Origin of the sequence: Paraburkholderia sp. SIMBA_027, from assembly GCF_046535315.1 — a bacterium.
Classification (GTDB): Bacteria; Pseudomonadota; Gammaproteobacteria; order Burkholderiales; family Burkholderiaceae; genus Paraburkholderia; species Paraburkholderia tropica.
Genome location: NZ_JAWRWY010000013.1, coordinates 52079 through 71671 on the forward strand (window position 1 = coordinate 52079; position 19593 = coordinate 71671).

The 19593-nt window shown below is 64.4% G+C and carries 17 protein-coding genes; 5 read left to right on the plus strand and 12 right to left on the minus strand.

All coding sequences use genetic code 11. The features are described from left to right. The first annotated feature begins 30 nt into the window (after nt 1-30). Complete coding sequence (locus SB764_RS24155; protein WP_321869670.1) at nt 31-1482, plus strand: MFS transporter; 1452 nt, start codon at nt 31-33, stop codon at nt 1480-1482. A gap of 102 nt (nt 1483-1584) precedes the next feature. On the opposite strand, the gene SB764_RS24160 is transcribed toward SB764_RS24155, so the two are convergent. The 4 genes from SB764_RS24160 to SB764_RS24175 all read right to left on the minus strand — a co-directional run bounded on the left by SB764_RS24160 (nt 1585) and on the right by SB764_RS24175 (nt 5349). Next, nucleotides 1585-2493: a LysR substrate-binding domain-containing protein gene (locus tag SB764_RS24160; protein ID WP_065064999.1), complete on the minus strand. Its 909-nt coding sequence runs from the start codon at nt 2491-2493 to the stop codon at nt 1585-1587. A gap of 305 nt (nt 2494-2798) precedes the next feature. Then, nucleotides 2799-3182 (minus strand): VOC family protein, encoded by a 384-nt coding sequence (locus tag SB764_RS24165; protein ID WP_074985971.1) that lies wholly within the window; start codon nt 3180-3182, stop codon nt 2799-2801. 31 nt (nt 3183-3213) lie between these two features. Continuing rightward, nucleotides 3214-4143 carry a hydroxymethylglutaryl-CoA lyase gene (locus SB764_RS24170; protein ID WP_410865171.1) on the minus strand — a complete coding sequence of 310 codons (930 nt, stop codon included), beginning with the start codon at nt 4141-4143 and terminating at the stop codon, nt 3214-3216. 15 nt (nt 4144-4158) lie between these two features. Further along, nucleotides 4159-5349 carry a CaiB/BaiF CoA transferase family protein gene (locus tag SB764_RS24175; protein WP_074985967.1) on the minus strand — a complete coding sequence of 397 codons (1191 nt, stop codon included), beginning with the start codon at nt 5347-5349 and terminating at the stop codon, nt 4159-4161. A 303-nt stretch (nt 5350-5652) separates the two neighbouring features. Here SB764_RS24175 and SB764_RS24180 point away from each other — a divergent pair, with 303 nt between their 5' ends. Beyond that, nucleotides 5653-6636: a D-2-hydroxyacid dehydrogenase gene (locus tag SB764_RS24180; RefSeq protein ID WP_124261254.1), complete on the plus strand. Its 984-nt coding sequence runs from the start codon at nt 5653-5655 to the stop codon at nt 6634-6636. A gap of 74 nt (nt 6637-6710) precedes the next feature. On the opposite strand, the gene SB764_RS24185 is transcribed toward SB764_RS24180, so the two are convergent. The 3 genes from SB764_RS24185 to SB764_RS24195 all read right to left on the minus strand — a co-directional run bounded on the left by SB764_RS24185 (nt 6711) and on the right by SB764_RS24195 (nt 10225). Next, nucleotides 6711-6956 (minus strand): hypothetical protein, encoded by a 246-nt coding sequence (locus SB764_RS24185; protein ID WP_074985964.1) that lies wholly within the window; start codon nt 6954-6956, stop codon nt 6711-6713. Nucleotides 6957-7091: 135 nt separating this feature from the next. After that, on the minus strand, nt 7092-8453 hold the full coding sequence (locus SB764_RS24190; RefSeq protein WP_410865378.1) for an MFS transporter: 1362 nt from the start codon (nt 8451-8453) through the stop codon (nt 7092-7094). A 134-nt stretch (nt 8454-8587) separates the two neighbouring features. Continuing rightward, complete coding sequence (locus SB764_RS24195; protein WP_110328611.1) at nt 8588-10225, minus strand: gamma-glutamyltransferase family protein; 1638 nt, start codon at nt 10223-10225, stop codon at nt 8588-8590. A 142-nt stretch (nt 10226-10367) separates the two neighbouring features. Here SB764_RS24195 and SB764_RS24200 point away from each other — a divergent pair, with 142 nt between their 5' ends. The 3 genes from SB764_RS24200 to SB764_RS24210 all read left to right on the plus strand — a co-directional run bounded on the left by SB764_RS24200 (nt 10368) and on the right by SB764_RS24210 (nt 13623). After that, the gene (locus tag SB764_RS24200) at nt 10368-11228 is read left to right on the plus strand and encodes a LysR substrate-binding domain-containing protein (RefSeq protein ID WP_110328610.1); all 861 of its coding nucleotides are present in this window, start codon (nt 10368-10370) and stop codon (nt 11226-11228) included. A gap of 257 nt (nt 11229-11485) precedes the next feature. Then, nucleotides 11486-11830, plus strand: coding sequence for a hypothetical protein (locus SB764_RS24205; RefSeq protein WP_176081198.1), 345 nt, complete (start codon nt 11486-11488; stop codon nt 11828-11830). A 179-nt stretch (nt 11831-12009) separates the two neighbouring features. Next, entirely contained in the window at nt 12010-13623 is a 1614-nt protein-coding gene (locus SB764_RS24210; protein WP_082992244.1) for a phospholipase D family protein, read from the plus strand. Between the two features lie 11 nt (nt 13624-13634). Here the strand turns inward: SB764_RS24210 and hutG are convergent, their stop codons facing one another. The 5 genes from hutG to hutU are packed head-to-tail and all read right to left on the minus strand — an operon-like array spanning nt 13635 to nt 19460. Then, nucleotides 13635-14447, minus strand: a complete 813-nt coding sequence (gene hutG / locus SB764_RS24215) for an N-formylglutamate deformylase (RefSeq protein WP_321866544.1) — start codon at nt 14445-14447, stop codon at nt 13635-13637. 27 nt (nt 14448-14474) lie between these two features. Beyond that, the gene (locus tag SB764_RS24220) at nt 14475-15890 is read right to left on the minus strand and encodes a formimidoylglutamate deiminase (protein ID WP_410865174.1); all 1416 of its coding nucleotides are present in this window, start codon (nt 15888-15890) and stop codon (nt 14475-14477) included. After that, nucleotides 15887-17110, minus strand: a complete 1224-nt coding sequence (gene hutI, locus SB764_RS24225) for an imidazolonepropionase (RefSeq protein WP_065064988.1) — start codon at nt 17108-17110, stop codon at nt 15887-15889. Before hutI ends, SB764_RS24220 begins: the two co-directional genes overlap by 4 nt. After that, nucleotides 17107-17775 (minus strand): HutD family protein, encoded by a 669-nt coding sequence (locus tag SB764_RS24230; RefSeq protein WP_410865176.1) that lies wholly within the window; start codon nt 17773-17775, stop codon nt 17107-17109. The genes hutI and SB764_RS24230 overlap by 4 nt, the downstream gene beginning before the upstream one ends. Then, a complete protein-coding gene (hutU, locus tag SB764_RS24235) occupies nt 17772-19460 on the minus strand; it encodes a urocanate hydratase (RefSeq protein ID WP_074985949.1) in 1689 nt (562 codons plus the stop codon). The genes SB764_RS24230 and hutU overlap by 4 nt, the downstream gene beginning before the upstream one ends. Between the last annotated feature and the right edge of the window lie 133 nt (nt 19461-19593).

Genomic DNA, 19593 nt, shown 5'->3' on the forward strand with positions numbered 1-19593 from the left:
CCGCGCGGCATACCTATATCAGGAGACACGATGAACAGCCAACCGATGGAACTGGGCGGCCGCGCGGCGCGCGAAGCCGACCCCGGCCTGCCCGCCGCCGCGCGAGACGGGTCCGCACGCGCCGCGCAGGGCGTCACGCTCGGCGGCTTCATGGACGAGATGCCTGTGGGCGCGCTGCATCGCTTCGTGGTGTGGGTCGTCGGCATCGGCCTGTTTTTCGACATGTACGAGATTTTTCTCGTCAGCTCGATCGGCTCGGCGCTGCAAAACGAATACGGGCTCGACGGGCACAGCACGGGCTTCAAATTGCTGCTGGCCTCGGCATTCATCGGCATGTTCTTCGGCTCGCTGTGTCTGGGCAGTCTCGCGGACCGTATCGGCCGACGCCGCGCCTTTCTGCTCACGCTGGTCTGGTACAGCGCGTTTTCGCTGCTCGCCGCGTTCTCGGTCAACGCGGGCATGCTCGTGATCTGCCGCTTTCTCACGGGCGTAGGCGTCGGCGCGATCTATCCGGTGGCGGACAGCTATCTCTCGGAGATCCTGCCGAAAGACCGGCGCGGACGCCTCGCCGCCTGGGCGTACACCACCTCGTATATCGCTGTGCCGCTGGTCGGTTTTCTCGCCGTGTGGCTCAATCCGCTGCATCTCGGCGGCGTGGCCGGATGGCGCGTGATTCTGGCGATCGGCAGCCTCGGCGCGGTGTTCGTGCTGGCCATCAAGCATCGCCTGCCCGAAAGCCCGCGCTGGCTGCTCGCGCAAGGCCGCGCCGACGAAGCGCGCGCCACGCTGGGCCGTTTCGCCGATAGCGCGGGCGTCGCGCTGCCCGCCGCCTTCGAGCAAACCGGCGAGCGCAAGCATGCGCTCACGCTCGGCGAACGCATTGGCTTGCTGCGCCGCGCACCGTATGGCAAGCGCTATTTCATGCTGACCGTGTTTCATCTGTTCCAGGCGTTCGGCTATTACGGCTTCGGCACGCTGGCGGGCGTGGTGGTGAAAAGCCGCGGTTTCGACGTCACCGGCAGCACCTTGTTCGTCGCGCTCTCGTTTCTCGGTTATCCGATTGGCTCGCTGCTTTCCGTGCCGCTGCTGAACTGGATCGAGCGGCGCACGCTGGTAATCGCCTCGCTCATTTCGGTTGCGCTGTTCGGCCTCGGCTTCGCCTACTCCAACAGCATCGCGCTGATCGTCTGCTTTGGATTCCTGACGACTTGCGCGTCCAACGTATTCAGCAACGCGTATCACGTTTATCAGGCGGAAATTTTTCCGGCCAGCGTGCGCTCGACGGCGATCGGCAGCACCTATTCGCTGTCGCGTATCGTCAGCAGCGCGCTGCCGTTCATCCTGCTGCCCGTGCTTAACCAGCATGGTCCGCTGGCGATGTTCGGCGTGATTTCGCTGGCGCTCGCGATTGTCGCGATTACGCTGCGCACGCTCGGTCCGCTCACCACGCGACGCAGCCAGGACGAGATCAATCCTGTTTGAACGCCTGAGATTGGAGGCGCGGATTGAATCGCGCGTGCGATGCTCAACAGGCCGCGTGCCGCGCTTTGCGCGCACGCGGCCGCTTCTTTTTGGCGGCTGCGTTCAACCTTCGCCGTTGCGCGCCGACATGTAATCGAACAGGCTCGCGATATCGGAACTCGGCGCCTCGCCCGCCTTCACGCCAACCCACAACGTGCGCGTGGCCCAGGCATCCGCGAGTTTCACCTTCGACACGCCGATCTTGCCGCGCGCGTCGCTCACCGAATCGCGCGGCAGAATGCCGATGCCGAGCCCGGCCTCGATCATCCGACATACGCCGTCGAAATTCGACGCCTGAATCCGCAGCTTGAGCGTGCGCTCGGCGGCGAACGCGGCGTCGGTCATGCGCGCCAGCAGCGAACTGCCGTCGCTGAGTCCCACGTAATCCTCGTCGAGCGTTTCCGCGAAGCGGATGACGTCGCGCTGCGCGAACGGATGTCCTTGCGGCACCAGCAGTACGAGTTCGTCGCGGCGATACAGACGTCGCTCGATGCCGGGCGCAGGCACGTTGTCCGCGAACACGCCCAGATCGGCCTTGCCCGCGCCCAGCGCGGCGACGATCTCGTGACTCAGACGCTCCTCGAGCGACACCTTGATACGCGGATGCGCGTTCAGGAAACCCGCGAGATCGACCGGCAGGAATTGCACGATCGCCGACGTGTTGGCCCACATCCGCACGTGGCCGCGCACGCCCGCCGCGTAGTCGCCCATCTCGCTCGCCATGCGGTTGACCTGATCGACGACGCGGTTCGCATGATCGAGCAAGGCGACGCCAGCCGGCGTGAGTTCGACGCCGCGCGCGCGCCGGATGAACAGCGCGCAGTCGGTGACGCTTTCGAGTTCCGCGATGCGCTTGCTCACCGCGGAGAGCGTAAGCTGCCCGTTTTCCGCGGCCTTGGTGAGACTGCCGTGCTCGGCCACGAGCAGAAAGACCCGCAGCGACTGCAGATCGAAATGAAGCGGATTGACCATAGGGAAAGGCTGAAAGAATGCCGATGCAGAAGCGATTGTGCTGCATTGGCGGCGGCGGGGAAAGTGGCGGGCGATGTGGACGCGACGCGGACGTGGCCCGCCAACGCGGGCAAGCACCCCGGACAGGCAAGCAGGAAGGCGCGGACGCGCCGTTCTGGCGCGCCCGCTCGCGAGCCGGAGGCCCGCGCAAATCGCCGCGACGTCGGCGCCCCCCGACGCCGCAGCGAAAACGAAAAATCATGAAAATCGAGAAAACTTTTTCTCCGATCGGAAACCAGGCGATTTTCCGATCGGAAACGCCCGGCTTAGATCAGTTCGGAGATCTCGATCAGGTTCAGATCGGGGTCACGCACGTACACCGAGCGGATTTTCTGCGTCGCGCCCGTGCGTTCGACCGGCCCTTCCACGATCGGCCATTCGACCTTGCGCAGATGCGCGATCACCTCGTCGAGCGGCACGGCGGCAATGAAACACAAATCGAGCGCGCCCGGCACCGGCACATGCGCCTTCGGCTCGAACTCCGCGCCGCGCACGTGCAGATTGATTTTCTGGTTGCCGAAGCGAAACGCCAGACGCCCCGCGCCGAAGGTTTCGAGTTGCATCTGCAGCACTTCGGTATAGAAGTGTCGGGTCGCCTCGGGGTCCACGCAGGTCAGGACCAGATGGTCGAGGTGATCGATCAAAGCCATGGTTCACTCCTTCGAATCGTTCGATTAACCGTCATGCGCAGGCGGGCATCGGATGCAGATCCAGCCGACGTCCCGCCTTGAGAATCTGGCTCGGCACGTCATGGCCGATGAGCGCGGGCAGGCGCGCCGCGGCATCGAGCACCGCCGCGAGATTCACGCCCGTATCGTAGCCGTCCAGTTCGAGCATGTGCACGAGTTCCTCGGTGCACACATTGCCGGTCGCGCCCGGCGCGTAGGGACAGCCGCCCAGGCCGCCGAGCGAGGCGTCGAAACGCACGATACCCGCGTCGAGTGCCGCGAGCGTATTGGCGAGCGCCATGCCGCGCGTATTGTGAAAGTGCAGCGTGATTTCGAGCGGCGCGAAGGCCGCGCTCGCACGCGCGCACAGGTCGTGCACCTGCGCGGGATGTGCCATGCCCGTCGTATCGCAGAGCGTCACGCCGTTCACGTCCAGACCGGCAAAACGGTCGATCCAGCCGAGCACGGTTTCCACCGGCACGTCGCCTTCCATCGGACAACCCATCGCCGTCGACAGGGACACGTTGATCGCCACGCCCGATCCGCGCACCGCGCCGATCACATCACGTAGCTGTCCGAACGATTCTTCGCGCGACATGCGCAGATTCGCGCGATTATGGCTCTCGCTCACCGACATCACGAGATTCACCTCGTCGACCTTGCACGACAACGCGCGTTCCGCGCCGCGCACATTGGGCACGAGCACGGTATACACGACACCGGGCGCGCGCGCGATGCCGTGCATCACGGCCTCGGCGTCGCGCAGCGCGGGAATCGCTTTCGGCGACGTGAACGACGTCACTTCGATCTTCGCGTAACCACACGCGCTCAACTGGTCGATCAGCGCGATCTTGTCGTCGGTGTCGATGAAAACCGCTTCGTTCTGGAAGCCGTCGCGCGTGGCGACTTCGTTCAGATAGAGGCGTCGGGATTGCTGGGTCATGGTGTGCGTCTCCATTCAGATCACGCCGCGTGCGCGCCAGGCGTCGCGCGTCGCCGCGTCCACGCCGATGGACGCGAGCACCGCGTCGGTATGGGCGCCGAGTTCCGGCGCGCTGTGTTCGATCGTGCCCGGCGTGGCGTTCAGTTTCGGCACCACGCCCGGCACGCGCACGGGCGTGCCATCGGGCAGACGATCGTCGACGATCATCTCGCGAGCGCGATAGTGCGGATCGGCGTCGATATCGGCCACGTCGTAAATGCGCCCCGCCGGAATGCGCGCCGCGTTGAGCGCCGCGAGCACGTCGTCGAGCGGACGGCGCTCGCACCAGGCCGCGATCGCGGCGTCGATGCGCTCGACCTGCGCGACCCGTCCGTCGTTCTGCGCGAGCGTGGGATCGTTGCCCAGATCGGCGCGATCGATCAGCTCCATCAGGCGGCGGAAAATGCTGTCGCCGTTGCCCGCGATCAGCGCGTACTTGCCGTCGCTGCAACGGTAAGCATTGCTTGGCGCGATGCCCGGCAGACTGCTGCCGGCCGGCTGGCGCACCGCGCCGAACACCGAATACTCGGGCAGCAGACTCTCCATCATGTTGAACACCGACTCGTAGAGCGCGACGTCCACGACCTGGCCCTTGCCGCCCTGCTGCTCGCGATGACGCAGCGCCATCAGCACGCCGATCACGCCATGCAGCGCGGACAGCGAATCGCCGATCGAAATGCCGACGCGCACGGGCGTGCGCCCCGGCTCGCCGCTCAGATGGCGCAGACCGCCCATCGCTTCCGCCACCACGCCGAAACCCGGCCGGTCGCGATACGGCCCGGTCTGACCGTAGCCCGACACGCGCAGCATGATCAGGCCCGGATTGATCGCGCTGAGCGCCTCCCAGCCGAGCCCCCAGCCTTCGAGCGTGCCGGGACGGAAATTCTCGATCAGCACATCGGTCTGCGCGACGAGACGCCGGATCACGTCCTGACCTTCGGGCGCGCGCAGATCGAGCGTGAGCGACTGCTTGTTGCGCGACTGCGCCGCCCACCAGACCGACGTGCCCTCGTGCAGCAGACGCCATTTGCGCAGCGGATCGCCGGTGCCGGGCGGCTCCACCTTGATCACGCTCGCGCCGAATTCGGCGAGCATCTTGCCGGCGAACGGACCCGCGATCAGTTGCCCGAGTTCGAGCACGCGAATACCGGTGAGGGGTCGTGACATGACGTCTCCAGAGGGTGTCGTTTCTGGACGTCATGATGAGCGCACCGGGCGATTTTGATAATCGACGGTTGCTCAACGCCACTTGACGAAATGGAAAGTCTGCGACGGCGCGAGGTCGGTTGCACGTCATGGTGCGTGTGCGGATCGGCAAGCCGTTTTCCATACGGGAAAGGAAGGCGGCGCAAACGGCAAACCGCGGCGGGCGGCGCGGACTGACAATGCGGTGCGTTTCCTTTATGAAATACATGCACGCCGCGTGGTATCCGCGTGTTTCCGATCCGAAAGAAAATTTCGCAACCGCTCATGTCCAGCCCGACTCCGCCCACCCGCATCGTCTTTCTCGACCGCGCGACGCTGTCGCCGCAGACCGTCCTGCGCAGCTTGCCGTTCGCTCATACCTTGCAGTGCTTCGATCACACCGCAGCCGCGGACGTGGCCACGCGCCTGCGCGACGCCGACATCGTAATCGCCAACAAGACGCCGATCAGCGCTGCCGCGCTCGCCGACGCGCCCTCGCTACGCATGATCGCCGTCGCCGCCACGGGCACCGACAACGTCGATCTACGCGCATGCGCGGCACGCGGCATCGTGGTCAGCAATATCCGCGACTACGCGGTTCACACGGTGCCGGAACATACGTTCGCACTGATCTTCGCGCTGCGGCGCAGTCTCGTCGCGTATCGCGACGCCGTGCGCGCCGGGCGCTGGCTCGACTCGGGACAGTTCTGCTTCTTCGACTTTCCGATCCGAAACCTCGCGGGTTCGACGCTTGGCATCGTCGGCGCGGGCGCGCTTGGCCGGGCGGTGGCGGCCATGGGACGGGCGCTCGGATTGCGCGTGCTATTCGCCGCGCACGGCGAGCGAGCGTCGGCGTCGAACGATCATGTGCCCTTCGACGACCTGCTCGCGCACAGCGACATCGTTTCGCTGCACTGCCCGCTCACGCCCGCCACGCATCATCTGATCGATGCGAGCGCGTTCGCGCGCATGGCTCGGCGTCCGCTGCTGATCAACACGGCGCGTGGCGGACTTGTCGATGAAGCCGCGCTCGTGGAGGCGCTGCAAAGCGGAGCGATTTCGGGCGCGGGATTCGACGTCGTCTCGACCGAGCCGCTGCCCGCCGCGCATCCGTTCCAGGCCCTACTCGGGCATCCGCACTTCATCCTCACGCCGCACGTGGCGTGGGCAAGCGACGAAGCCATGCAATCGCTCGCCGACCAGTTGATCGAGAATATCGCCGCGTTTCATGCGGGGACGCCGCGCAATATCGTCACTGCCGTGCCATGAAAGAACGAAAAGGCCCTTGCGGGCCTTTTCGTTTCATCCGTCTGGTCAATAACCCTGGACGTTTGCATTCGTACTTAAACCGGAGCGGGATGCGCGATGTGCCATTCGTCGACCGTTTGACGCGCCTTGTGCTCGACCATGCTCACACCCATCAGCACGTCGATCTTCAGCTTGGGCAGCGCCAGTTCGACGGGAGGCAGCACGACGTCGCGTGCCTGACCTTCAACGCCAGTTATTTCCGCGCGACACAGCCATTGCGTGTCCGTCGCGTCTGCTTTCGTATCGACAACGATTTGAAAGCCACGGTATTCGATCGACATTTTCTCTCCGGCACCTGACAAAACGTAAGCATGAATCGCTGCCCCGCAGCGGTTGCCCGAATATAGCATTGCTGCGTAGGCTCTTCAGTGCAAACACCGATCGAATCACGATCTGGAGCGAAAAAATACGGCGATTTAAAGTTCACTGCACACTTGAGATTGAAACGCTGATGCACGCCGCTTCATAGTTCGCATACGCCAGCCCACGACAGCCAGCGATACGCCCGAAATCACGGCCGCCAGCGAAACGTAATAAGCGGGCGCGAGTGTGTCGCCCGTCCAATGGATCAGCAACTCGGCAATCGTCGGCGCAAAACCGCCGAACAAGGTCACGCCCAGACTATAGGCAATCGACAATCCGGCAGAACGCACGCGCACCGGAAAAATCTCGGACATGAGCGCAGGCATCGGTCCGGAATACGCCGCCTTGAAAATACCTGCCGCGCCTTGCAATACCAGCAGCCAGCCGAGCGTCGGATGACGCTGCAACAGCGCGAACATCGGATAGGTGAACGCGGCGAGCAGAATCGACGTAGTCAGCATGATGCGCACGCGTCCGATGCGATCGGATAATGCGCCCATGACAGGCGAAAGTGCGAATTGCAATCCGCCATTCAGCACCACGACGCCGAACGACGTGGCTGCTGCCATATGCAATTGCTTGACGGCGTACATCGGCATATAAAGCTGCAAGATATACACGCCCACCGTCGATTGCGCGACGATGCCCACCGCCAGCAGCAAATTAAGCCGTTGCGTTCCGGCTTCGGTATTTTCGGCCTGATTCGCCTGCACCGTTTCATGCGCGCGCTTCGATTCTCGATTCGCAATGAACTCCGGCGTTTCGTCCAGATGCGAGCGAATGTAATAGCCCACCGGCCCCAACACGAGCCCGAAGAAAAACGGAATGCGCCAGCCCCACGCGGCAAGCTGGTCAGGCGGCAGCCACAATGCGAGCAGCCCACCGAAAGCCGCCGCGAGAATCGCCGCCGCGCCTTGACTCGCGAATTGCCAGCTCGCGTAATAGCCGCGTCGGGCGGGACTGTGCTCGACCATGAAAGCCGTGGCGCTGCCGAACTCGCCGCCCACCGCAAAACCCTGCACGAGACGCGCAAGCAGAATCAGCAACGGCGCGGCCAGTCCAATCGACGCGTACGGCGGCATGACCGCCATCGCGAGGGTGCCCGCCATCATCAGCGCGATCGAGAGCGTGAGCGCCGCCTTACGCCCTTTTCGATCGCCATAGATGCCGAGCACGATCGCGCCGAGTGGACGCATGAGAAATGAAATGCCGAACGTCCCCACGGCAAGCAACGTGGAAAGCCATTCGTCGTGCACGGGAAAGAACTGTTTGGCGATGATCGGCGCGAAATAACCGTAGACGAGAAAATCGAACCATTCGAGCGCATTGCCGATTGACGACGAGAAGACGATGCGGCGCACCATGCCGCGCGTGAGCGGCGCAGGGTCCGCGTGATAGCGCTGCGCTTCGCTCATGTTCGACGCTGCGGGCGATCCGGTGTCCATCGTGTCTCCTCATTCATTTTAATTCGTAATGCTAATTTTATTGTGTGGCAATCGATCCGCGTATTGACAAGCAAGGCCGCGCACGCGACACGGCCTTGCTCCGCTCAGAATCCCGCTGCCAGGCCGTCGCGACGTGTATCGCTGGCCGCGACGTAACCGTGATCCGGATTCTCGCGGTCGAGCTTCCAGATGAACTGGCCCGAGCCGAAATCCATATACGGATCGTCGATACCCTGAATGCGGTGACCGCGTGCCTCCAGTGCCTGCGCCGTATGCGGATCGAAGGTCGATTCGATGTCGAGCGTGAAGTCGCGATTGACCTTCCAGCGCGGCGCATCGCATGCGGCCTGCGGCTGCTGGCCGTAATCGAGCATCCGCACGACCGTCTGCAGATGCCCTTGCGGCTGCATGTCGCCGCCCATCACGCCGAAGCTCATGACCGCCTCGTCGCGGCCCGCCACCTCCTGCGTGAGGAACGCGGGAATGATGGTGTGGAACGGCCGCTTGCCGCCTTCGACCACATTCGGCGAGACCGGATCCATCGAGAAACCGCAGCCGCGATTCTGCATGGCGATGCCGGTGCCGGGCACCACCACGCCGGAGCCAAAGCCCATGTAATTCGATTGAATGAAGCTCACCATCATGCCGCGCTCGTCCGCAGCGGACAGATAGATCGTGCCGCCGGAACGCGGCATGCCGAAGTCGAAGTGCGTGGCGCGTGCGGGATCGATCAGCTTTGCGCGCGATTTCAGATAGGCGTCGTCGAGCATCTGCTCGGGCGTGACGTCCATCGAACGCGGATCGGACACATAGCGGTACACGTCCGCGAACGCGAGCTTCATCGCTTCGATCTGCAGATGTTGTGACTCGATGCCGTCGCGCGGCAGCGACGCCACGTCGAACTGCTCCAGAATGCCCAGCGCGATGAGCGCGGCGATCCCCTGCCCGTTCGGCGGAATCTCGTGCACCTTGTAGCCGCGATAGGTTTTCGAAATCGGCTCGACCCATTGCGCGCGATAGTTGCGAAGATCATCGAGCGTGAGCGCCGCGCCGCCTTCACGGGCGAACGCCGCGATGCGCTCGGCGAGTTCGCCTTCGTAGTACGCACGCGGCCCCTGCTCCGCGAGGCGTCGCAACGTGGAAGCGTGACCCGGCAGGCGCACGTGTTCGCCCACTTCGGGCGCGCGCCCGCGCGGCATGAACGTCTCGGCAAAACCGGGCTGATCGCGCAATTCGGGAATCGCCGCCTGCCACTTGCGCGCGACGATCGACGCCACGGCATAGCCGCGTTCGGCGATCTCGATGGCGGGCGCCATCAGATCGGCGAACGGCAGCGAGCCGAACTTCGCATGCAGCGCCTCCCAGCCCGCGATCACGCCCGGCACCGTCACGGTGTCCCAGCCGCGCTTGGGCTGCTTCGCGAGCCCCTGCTCCTCGCCGTGCTTGCGGCGGAAATAGTCCACGCTCCAGCCGGCCGGCGCCGTGCCCGACGCATTCAGGCCGTGCAGTTGCGAGCCGTCCCAGACGAGCGCGAACGCGTCGCCGCCCAGGCCGCACGACACCGGCTCGACTACCGTGATGGCCGCCGCCGCGGCGATCGCGGCATCCACGGCGTTGCCGCCTTTCCAGAGCATGCGCAGCCCCGCCTGCGCGGCCAACGGGTGCGAGGTCGAGACGATATTGCGGGCGAACACCGGCAGGCGCGGTGTCGGATACGGGTTGTGCCAGTTGAAGCGCGTCATGAGGGTATCGATTCGGGTGAATGCGGATGAATGGAAGCGCGACCGTGCCGGACAGTCCGGCACAGACCGATCCTTCGATTATCTTGAAGGCTTGACCAAAAAAATATTAATATTTTGTTGTCGACACTTAAATTTTTCTCACATGCTCACGCTCCGGATGTTGCGTACCTTGCAGGCCGTCGCGCGCAGCGGCTCGTTCGCCACCGCCGCCGAAAAGACCGCGCTCACCCAGGCCGCCGTCAGCCTGCAGATGCGCGGACTCGAGGAAGCGCTCGGCCGCCAGATCTTCGACCGCCGCGCGCGCCAGGTCGCGCTCACACGCGAAGGCCGCGAGATCTGCGCGAAGGTCGAGCGCATTCTCGAACTGATCGACGAACTGCCGGCCAGCGCCGACGACGCCATACGCGGCTCGGTGATCGTGGGCGCGGTGGTCTCGGTGATCGGCGCGCTCTCGCTGGCCGTCGCGCATCTGAAGACCGAGCATCCCGAACTCGAAGTGCGCCTGACCTCCGCGCGCTCCACCGAACTCGCGGATATGGTGGAAGCTGGCGAAGTCGATCTGGCCGTCGTGGTCGGCAATATCGACGGCACGCTGCACGAATCGCTCGCCTGGACGCCGCTCTACGACGAGCCGCTTATGCTCGTCACGAGCCGCACGACGAAGGGCACCGACGCCCGGCGTATTTTGCGCGAACGCGGCTTTCTGCGTTTCGACCGACGCGTGCCGACGGGCGCGGTCATCGACGACGCGTTGCGCACGCTCGGCATCAAGCCGCTCGAATATCTCGAACTCAATTCCATCGAAACGATTGTTTCGCTTGTGCGTAACGATGTGGGCGTGAGCGTGCTGCCCGTGCTTCACAACGGCAACTGGCACGACGACCCGAATCTGCGGCTGATTCCGCTCTGCAATCCGCCGTTTATGCGCACCGTCGGCATGATTCACCGGAAATCGAATAAGCGCACGCTGCTGTTCAAAACACTCGCGACGATGCTGCGTTAATTCATCGTGAATCGAATCGCGACATTATGTCTATTTCGCCCTGTTTTAAGGCGTTTTCGCTTCGATAAATAGAAGCAGACGCCTGGCAATATCGCGTCAATCGGCTTGACCTGCGTCGCGCTGTAAGTAAAATGAAACCCGACGCAGCAAAACACGCGAACGTATTTACCGATTCGTTTCGCCGTTATTAATTCGGCTGGATTTACCGGTCCGTTGCCGATAGTTAGCCATCCGTATCATCCATCGGAGAGTCGAGAATGAAATCCAGAATCGCAACGACAGCCGTCGTGCTGGCCGTGGTCGGCGCCATGATCGCCGGCTCGGTGCTCGCCCAGCAGCCCGCACCGGCCAATCCGGCACAACCCGCACCGCCGGCCGCCGCCACGCACAACGACCCGATCGTCCAGAAGCGCATGGAAATTCGTGAAGCGAATCGCGAACAGCGCGCGAAAAAATCCGAAGCGAAGAAGGTGTACAGGAACGAAGCCAAGCAGGCTCGCAGCGAACGCAATCAATCCGCTCAGGAATCCCGCGCACGCGCGCAAAATGCGCTCAATGCTCCGAATAGCGGCGCGCCCAACATCGCACCGAACACCCAGTAACGCCCCCGTCGAAAGCACTACCACCGTAAGCCGCTACCGCCATCGCGCGGGCGCGGCCTTCGTGCGCTTTGGTGCGCTTTGGTGCGTTCACGGCTGATAGACGACCGACCCCCGGACGCCCGCGTGGAGCGTGGCCGGGCATTCGCGTAAGCTAGCGTCAATTCACGCGCGGATCGTCCATGCCCAGCTTGCCCTCTTCCACGGTGGTGATCGCTATTCGCAGACGTATCGGCTCGGCCGCGGTCTGGCTCGCGGCCTGCCTGTGCGCCGCGCTCGGCGCAACGACACTCACGGCATGCCAGCAATTACCCGCACCCGGCCCGCGCACGCAATCGGTGGCGCTCACCGCTGAGGAGGCGAGCAGCACACAGCTCGGCCAGGCGATCGACAAGGAGCGAGGCGATCACCCCGGTTTGACCGGCATCGATCCGCTCACCGCGCCGCTGCAAGCCTTCGCCTCGCGCGTCGATCTTGTCCGCACGGCGCAACGCACGATCGACGTGCAGTACTACATCTGGCGCGACGATCTCACCGGCACGCTGCTGCTCGAAGAGTTGCGCAAAGCCGCCGACCGTGGCGTGCGCGTGCGCCTGCTGCTCGATGACAACGGCATCCCCTCTTCGCTCGACAGCACGCTCGCCGCGCTCGACGCGCATCCGAATATCGAAGTGCGCCTGTTTAATCCCTTCGTGATTCGCAAGCCCAAATTCATCGGCTTTATCACCGACTTTTCGCGCCTGAACCGGCGCATGCACAATAAGTCGCTAACGGCCGATGGCGTGGCGACAATACTCGGCGGGCGCAATATCGGCGATGAATATTTTGGCGCAACGGACGGCGTGGTATTCGCCGATCTCGACGTGCTCGCAATCGGTCCCGCCGCAACGGACGTCGCGCACGATTTCGACCGATACTGGTCGAGTGCTTCGGCGTGGCCTGTGCAGGAAATCCTGCCCGCCGTGTCCGCGGACCAGCTCGCGGTGCTCGACCGCGCCGCGCTTGCAGTGCAGACCAACCCCGCGGCCAGCGCGTTTATCGCGTCGCTCGAAGCGAAAACCGACGTGCGCCATTTGCTCGACGGCACGCTCGAATTTGAATGGGCGCCGGCGCGGCTCGTCAGCGACGATCCCGCGAAAGCGCTTGGCAAAGCGCCGCAAGACTCGCTCATTCTCAGTCAGCTCAAAGATATTCTCGGCGAGCCGCAACGCGAACTCGATCTCGTCTCGCCGTATTTCGTCCCCGCCGAAGCCGGCACGCGCTATTTCACCGAGCTTGCGCGACGTGGCGTGACCGTGCGCGTGCTCACGAACTCGCTCGAAGCCACCGACGTCATGCCGGTGCATGGCGGCTATGCGCGACGGCGCAAGGCGCTGCTCGAAAGCGGTGTCGAACTGTGGGAATTGCGCCGCGCGGCAGGCACGAGCGGCGCGAAGGAGCAGGCGCCCGGCATGTTCGGCAGCTCCGGTTCGAGCCTGCATGCGAAGACCTTCGCCGTGGATGCGAAGCGCGTGTTCGTCGGTTCGCTGAACTTCGACCCGCGTTCGGCGAATCTCAATACCGAACTTGGCCTCGTGATCGAAAGCCCGAAACTGGCCAGCCAGATCGAGCACGCGTTCGTCGCGCAGATTCCGCAGCTTGCCTACGAAACGCGACTCGCGCCGGACGGCTCGATCTACTGGATACGCCGCGATGGCGACAGCACGATTCGCTATGACGTCGAGCCGAATTCGCGCTGGAGCACGCGCCTCGCCGTGTGGTTCTTTTCGATTCTGCCGATCGAGTGGCTACTGTAACGGCAGCCGCGTCAATCAACAATTCGGCGATTCAGCGCCTGCACCGCTTCCAGCGCGCCGCCCACCATGGCGCGCAAGACCGGCTGCACTTTTTGCGCGAGATCGGGCCGATAGTCGAACGGCGCGTCTTCGTTCATATAGGTGGACTGGCACATTTCGAGCTGCACGGCATGCACGCCGTCTTGCGGCGCGCCGAAATGGCGCGTGATATAGCCGCCCTTGAAACGACCATTTGCAATCGACGTAAACTCGCTCGCGGCCGCGCCGCGCTCGACGGCCGCCTGCACCGATGCATGCGTCGTGCGCCCATCCTGCGTGCCGATATTCAAATCCGGCAATTTATTCTCAAACAGTCGCGGCAGCACGCTCGCAATCGAATGCGCTTCCCAGAGCAGCACGTTCGCATGTTCGGCGCGCAAGCGTTGCAACTCCGCGCGCAACGTGTCGTGATACGGCTGCCAGTAAGTCTGCACGCGGCGCTGACGTTCCGCTGCATCGGGCGCCCGGCCTTCGCGATAAAGCGGCTCGCCGCGAAACGTTTCCGTGGGACACAGCGACGTGGTCGTTTGCCCCGGATACAGGCTTTCGTCGTTCGGCGGACGATTCAGGTCGATTACATAACGCGAAATACGCGCGCCCAGAATCGTCGCACCGAGTTCTTTCGCGAAAGCATAAAGGCGATCGAGATGCCAATCCGTATCGGCGACGCTCAGCGCAATATCGCTGTAGCGCTCGCGCAAATCGGCGGGAATCGCGGTGCCCAGATGCGGAATCGAAATGAGCAGGGGCGCCGTGCCGCGTTCGAGCGTAAAGAGTTCGGTCATGATCCGGTCCGTTGAATGGCTGTGTGCTTACGCATCGGCGAGCAGGCGGGCGAGCGTCTGGCGATAGTCGGCGTAAAGACGCGTTTCGTCGCGATGGCGGCGCTGCGCGATCACTCGCTCGCCGCCCGTATAGACATCGAGCACCGGCGTCTCGCCCTGTTCGCAAAACACCACCGACGAGAGCCACGTGCGCGGCGTCTGCCCGGCCAGATTCGGATGCTGCGGATCGAGCACGATCCAGTCGGCACGCGCGCCCGCTTCGAGCGCGCCCACCTGACGCCCCGTCGCCCGCGCACCGCCCGCCAGCGCACCGGCATACAACCGGTCGGCCACATACGCCGTTTGCGGCGAAGCGAGCACGTTGCGCTCGCGGCGCACGAGACGCTGGCCATATTCGAGCAGGCGCAATTCCGCGCGCCAATCCACGCCGATATGGCTGTCCGAGCCCACGCCAAATGCGCCTTGCGCGTCGAGATAATCGTTCGCGGGAAAAATGCCGTCGCCGAGATTCGCCTCGGTGGTCAGGCACAAGCCCGCCACCGCGCCGCTGCGCGCGAGCGCGAGCGTCTCCTGCGCATCGACGTGCGTCGCGTGCACGAGGCACCAGCGCGCATTCACGTCGAAACGATCGAGCAGCCATTGCACCGGACGCGCGCCTTCGGTTTCGATGCACGCCTCGACCTCGGCGGTTTGTTCTGCGATGTGAATATGCACGGGCGCGCCGGGCAACATCGCGTCGAGACCGTTGAGCATGTCGCGCAACGAATCCTGCGAGACCGCGCGTAACGAATGCGGCGCGACACCATAGCGCAACGCGCCCTGCTCCGGATACGTTTCGCGCAGCGCTTCGATCATCTCGAGCAATTGCGCGGGCGTGTTGATGAAGCGCCGCTGATCGTCGCGCGGCGCACGCGCGCCAAAGCCGCTGTACTGGTAAAGCACCGGCAGCATCGTCATGCCGATGCCCGTCTCGCGCGCCGCGCCCACCACGCGCTGTGCGAGTTCGGCGGGACTCGCATAACGCCGGCCGTCCTGCGCGTGATGCACGTAATGGAATTCGCAGACGGACGTATAGCCCGCTTTGAGCATTTCCACATAGAGCCAGCGCGCGATCGCGCCGAGATCGTCGGGCGTGATGCGAGCGGCGAAGCGATACATCAGATCGCGCCAGCTCCAGAAACTGTCGGTAGGATTCGCGCGATACTCGGTGAGGCCCGCCATCGCGCGCTGAAACGCATGCGAATGAAGATTAGGCGTCCCAGGTATTACCGGACCCGATGCCGTCGCCACGCCCGCGGGCGCGCCGGCGAGATCGGGCAGCACGCGCAGCAGCGTGCCGTGCGCGTCCCATTCGAGCAACACGTTGCGGCGCCAGCCATCCGGCAGCCACGCATGCGCGGCGAACAGCGCGCGCTGAGGGAAATCGGAATTCAAGGTATTCATGCGCGTTGATCGCGTTCGAAAACGGTTTGGCCGCCGCGCACGACGCGCGCGCACAGCGGACGGCCGATCCAGTAGGCGAGTTCGGCGAGCGACCGCACCTGCCAGACCGCGAAATCGGCGGGACGTCCCACACCGAGCGTGCCGTGGCGCGCGGTGTCGCCGAACGCCTGGGCCGCGTGCCGCGTCACGCCTTGCAGCACTTCGGGCACGGTCATGCGGAACAGCGTGGTCGCCATATTCATCATGAGCAGCAGCGAAGTCGCGGGCGACGTACCCGGATTGCTGTCGGTGGAAATGGCAATCGGCACCTCGTAGCGGCGCAGCAGATCGAGCGGCGGCAACTGCGTTTCGCGAATGAAATAATACGCGCCGGGCAGCAGCACGGCCACGCTGCCCGCTTCTTTCATCGCGGCCACGCCCGCTTCGTCGAGAAACTCCAGATGATCCGACGACAACGCGCCATAACGCGCTGCCAGCGCCGCGCCGCCGCTGTTCGACAATTGCTCCGCGTGCATTTTCACGGGCAAATTGCGACGCGCCGCCGCTTCGAACACGCGCTCGCTTTGTGCGATCGAAAAGCCGATGCGCTCGCAGAACACATCGACGGCATCGACGAGGCCTTCGTCGGCGAGCGCGGGCAGCATGCGCTCGCACACTTCGTCGATATAGGCGTCGGCGCGTCCTGCGTATTCGGGCGGCAAGGCATGTGCGCCGAGAAACGTCGTGCGCACCGTGACCGGATAGCGCTCGCCCAATTGCCGCGCGACGCGCAGCATCTTGCGCTCGGCGTCGAGTTCGAGGCCGTAGCCCGATTTGATTTCGACGGCCGTCACGCCTTCCGCGAGCAGCGGTTCGAGACGCGCAGCCGATTGCGCGAAGAGTTCGGCTTCGCTCGCCGCGCGCGTAGCGCGCACGGTCGAGACGATGCCGCCGCCCTGGCGCGCGATTTCCTCGTAGCTCACGCCCGCGAGGCGTTGCGCGAATTCATCGGCGCGCTGGCCGCCGTAGACCAGATGCGTATGGCAGTCGACGAGACCCGGCGTCACCCACGCGCCGCCGAGGTCTTCGCGCGGCCATTGCGCGAACGTCGCGGGCAGATCGGCCGCCGCGCCGAGCCACGCAATCGTGCCGTTGTCGACGGCGATGGCCGCGTCGTCGAGCGTGTCGCGCGGGTCGCCCTGCGCGCAGAGTTTGAGGTGGTGCCAGACGGCTTGATTCATGGCGCTTTCTTCGAATGTCGTGGCACGTTCAACGTAATGGCGAGCAGCGCGCCCTCGCCTTGCGTTTCGATTTCGGCGGCCTGAGCGGAGTCGATACGCAGCGTGTCACCGGTTTCGAGCGCGATCCATTCGCCATCTTCGACGCGCGCGCGCGTGACGCCTTGCGCGCCATACAGCAGCACCGTATCCGTTTGCGCGGGAATGCGATGCGAACCCGCCTCGCGCCAGACCTCGAGCGAGCCGTGCGCCACGTCGCGGCGCACCATCAGGTTGAAATCGCGCGTGGCGCCATCGACAAGACGCGCGTCGATCGACGCAGCGCCGTCGAAGCGCGCGATATCGAGCACGCGCGTCAGCGCATGCGTCGACAAGACATTCGCGCCGCCAGCATCATGCTCGTCGAGCAACATGCCCGCGCCTTCGAGCAAGACGAGCGTGCGATCCACGCCCGCGAAGCGCGAAAACGGACCGGCTTGCGCGACGTCGGCCACGCTCACACGCCACGCGAACGCGACGTCGTGCGCAACCTCATCGGCCGACGCAGGCGCGAATTCCGCCGCGATCTCGCGCGTGACGCCGCCGCCGTTCTTCCACGGCGACGCCACCCGATCCGCGCCGCGCAGCAGCGTCAGCCGCGGCGCGTGCGTCGTGCGAGCTTCGCTCATCGGCCCAGCATCGGCAGCTTGAGACCGGCTTCACGCGCGGTCTGCTGCGCGAGTTCGTAGCCGGCGTCGGCGTGGCGCATCACGCCCGTGGCCGGATCGTTGTGCAGCACGCGGCCCAGACGCTCGTGCGCCGCCTGCGTGCCGTCCGCGACGATCACCACGCCTGCGTGCTGCGAGAAGCCCATGCCCACGCCGCCGCCGTGATGCAGCGACACCCACGACGCACCGCCCGCCGTGTTCAGCAGCGCGTTGAGCAGCGGCCAGTCGCTCACGGCGTCCGAACCGTCCTTCATCGATTCGGTTTCGCGATTCGGGCTCGCGACCGAACCCGTGTCGAGGTGATCGCGGCCGATCACGATCGGCGCCTTCAGCTCGCCGTTCTTGACCATCTCGTTGAACGCCTGACCCAGACGATAACGATCCTTTACGCCCACCCAGCAAATGCGCGCGGGCAGGCCCTGGAACGCGATGCGTTCGCGCGCCATGTCGAGCCAGTTGTGCAGATGCGGATCGTCGGGAATCAGTTCCTTGACCTTCGCGTCGGTCTTGTAGATGTCCTCGGGATCGCCCGAAAGCGCGACCCAGCGGAACGGACCCTTGCCTTCGCAGAACAGCGGACGGATATACGCGGGCACGAAGCCCGGAAAATCGAAGGCGTTGTCGACGCCCATTTCCAGCGCCATCTGGCGAATGTTGTTGCCGTAATCGAGCGTGGCCGCGCCGCGTTCCTGCAGCGTGAGCATCGCCTGCACCTGATGCGCCATCGACTGCTTCGCGACCTTGATGATGCTCTCCGGCGCGACCTTCTGCGCCTCGCGCCATTGCTCGACGCTCCAGCCTTGCGGCAGATAGCCGTTGATCGGATCGTGCGCGCTGGTCTGGTCGGTCACGCAGTCGGGCGTGATGCCGCGCGCCACGCATTCGGCGAACACGTCCGCCGCATTGCCGAGCAGGCCCACCGAGACCGGCTTGCCCGTCTGCTTCGCTTCTTCGACGATGGCGAGCGCCTCGTCGAGCGTCTTCGCCTTGCGGTCGACATAGCGCGTCTTCAGACGGAAGTCGATGCGCGTCTCGTCGCATTCGACCGCGATCATCGAAAAGCCCGCCATCGTGGCCGCGAGCGGCTGCGCGCCGCCCATGCCGCCGAGACCGCCCGTGAGAATCCAGCGGCCCTTCGGATTGCCGTTGAAATGCTGGTTCGCGACCGAGTAGAACGTTTCGTAGGTGCCTTGCACGATGCCCTGCGAGCCGATGTAGATCCAGCTGCCCGCGGTCATCTGGCCGTACATCATGAGGCCCTTGCGGTCGAGTTCGTGGAAATGCTCCCACGTGGCCCAGTGCGGCACGAGATTCGAATTCGCGAGCAGCACGCGCGGCGCGTCGGCATGCGTGCGGAACACGCCCACCGGCTTGCCCGACTGGATCAGCAGCGTTTCGTCTTCGCCGAGATCCTTCAGCGACGCGAGAATCTGATCGAAACATTCCCAGTTGCGCGCGGCGCGCCCGATGCCGCCATACACGACCAGCGCATGCGGATGCTCGGCCACTTCCGGGTCCAGATTATTCTGGATCATGCGATAGGCAGCTTCCGCCAGCCAGGTCTTGCAGACTTTCTCGCTGCCGCGCGGCGCGCGGATCGTGCGGGAAGGATCGAGGCGGGGATCGGTGAAGTTCGGGTGGTTCATGGCGTTCGTTCGTCTCGGAAGTCTCGAAAGAAAAGTTCTGGCGCAAGCCGCGCGGCCTTTCTGTTGCAGGGGAATCCCGGGAATTCAAGGTGAGGCGTGGCGGCAACGTGAGAGCAAGTCTAACCCCGCCAAG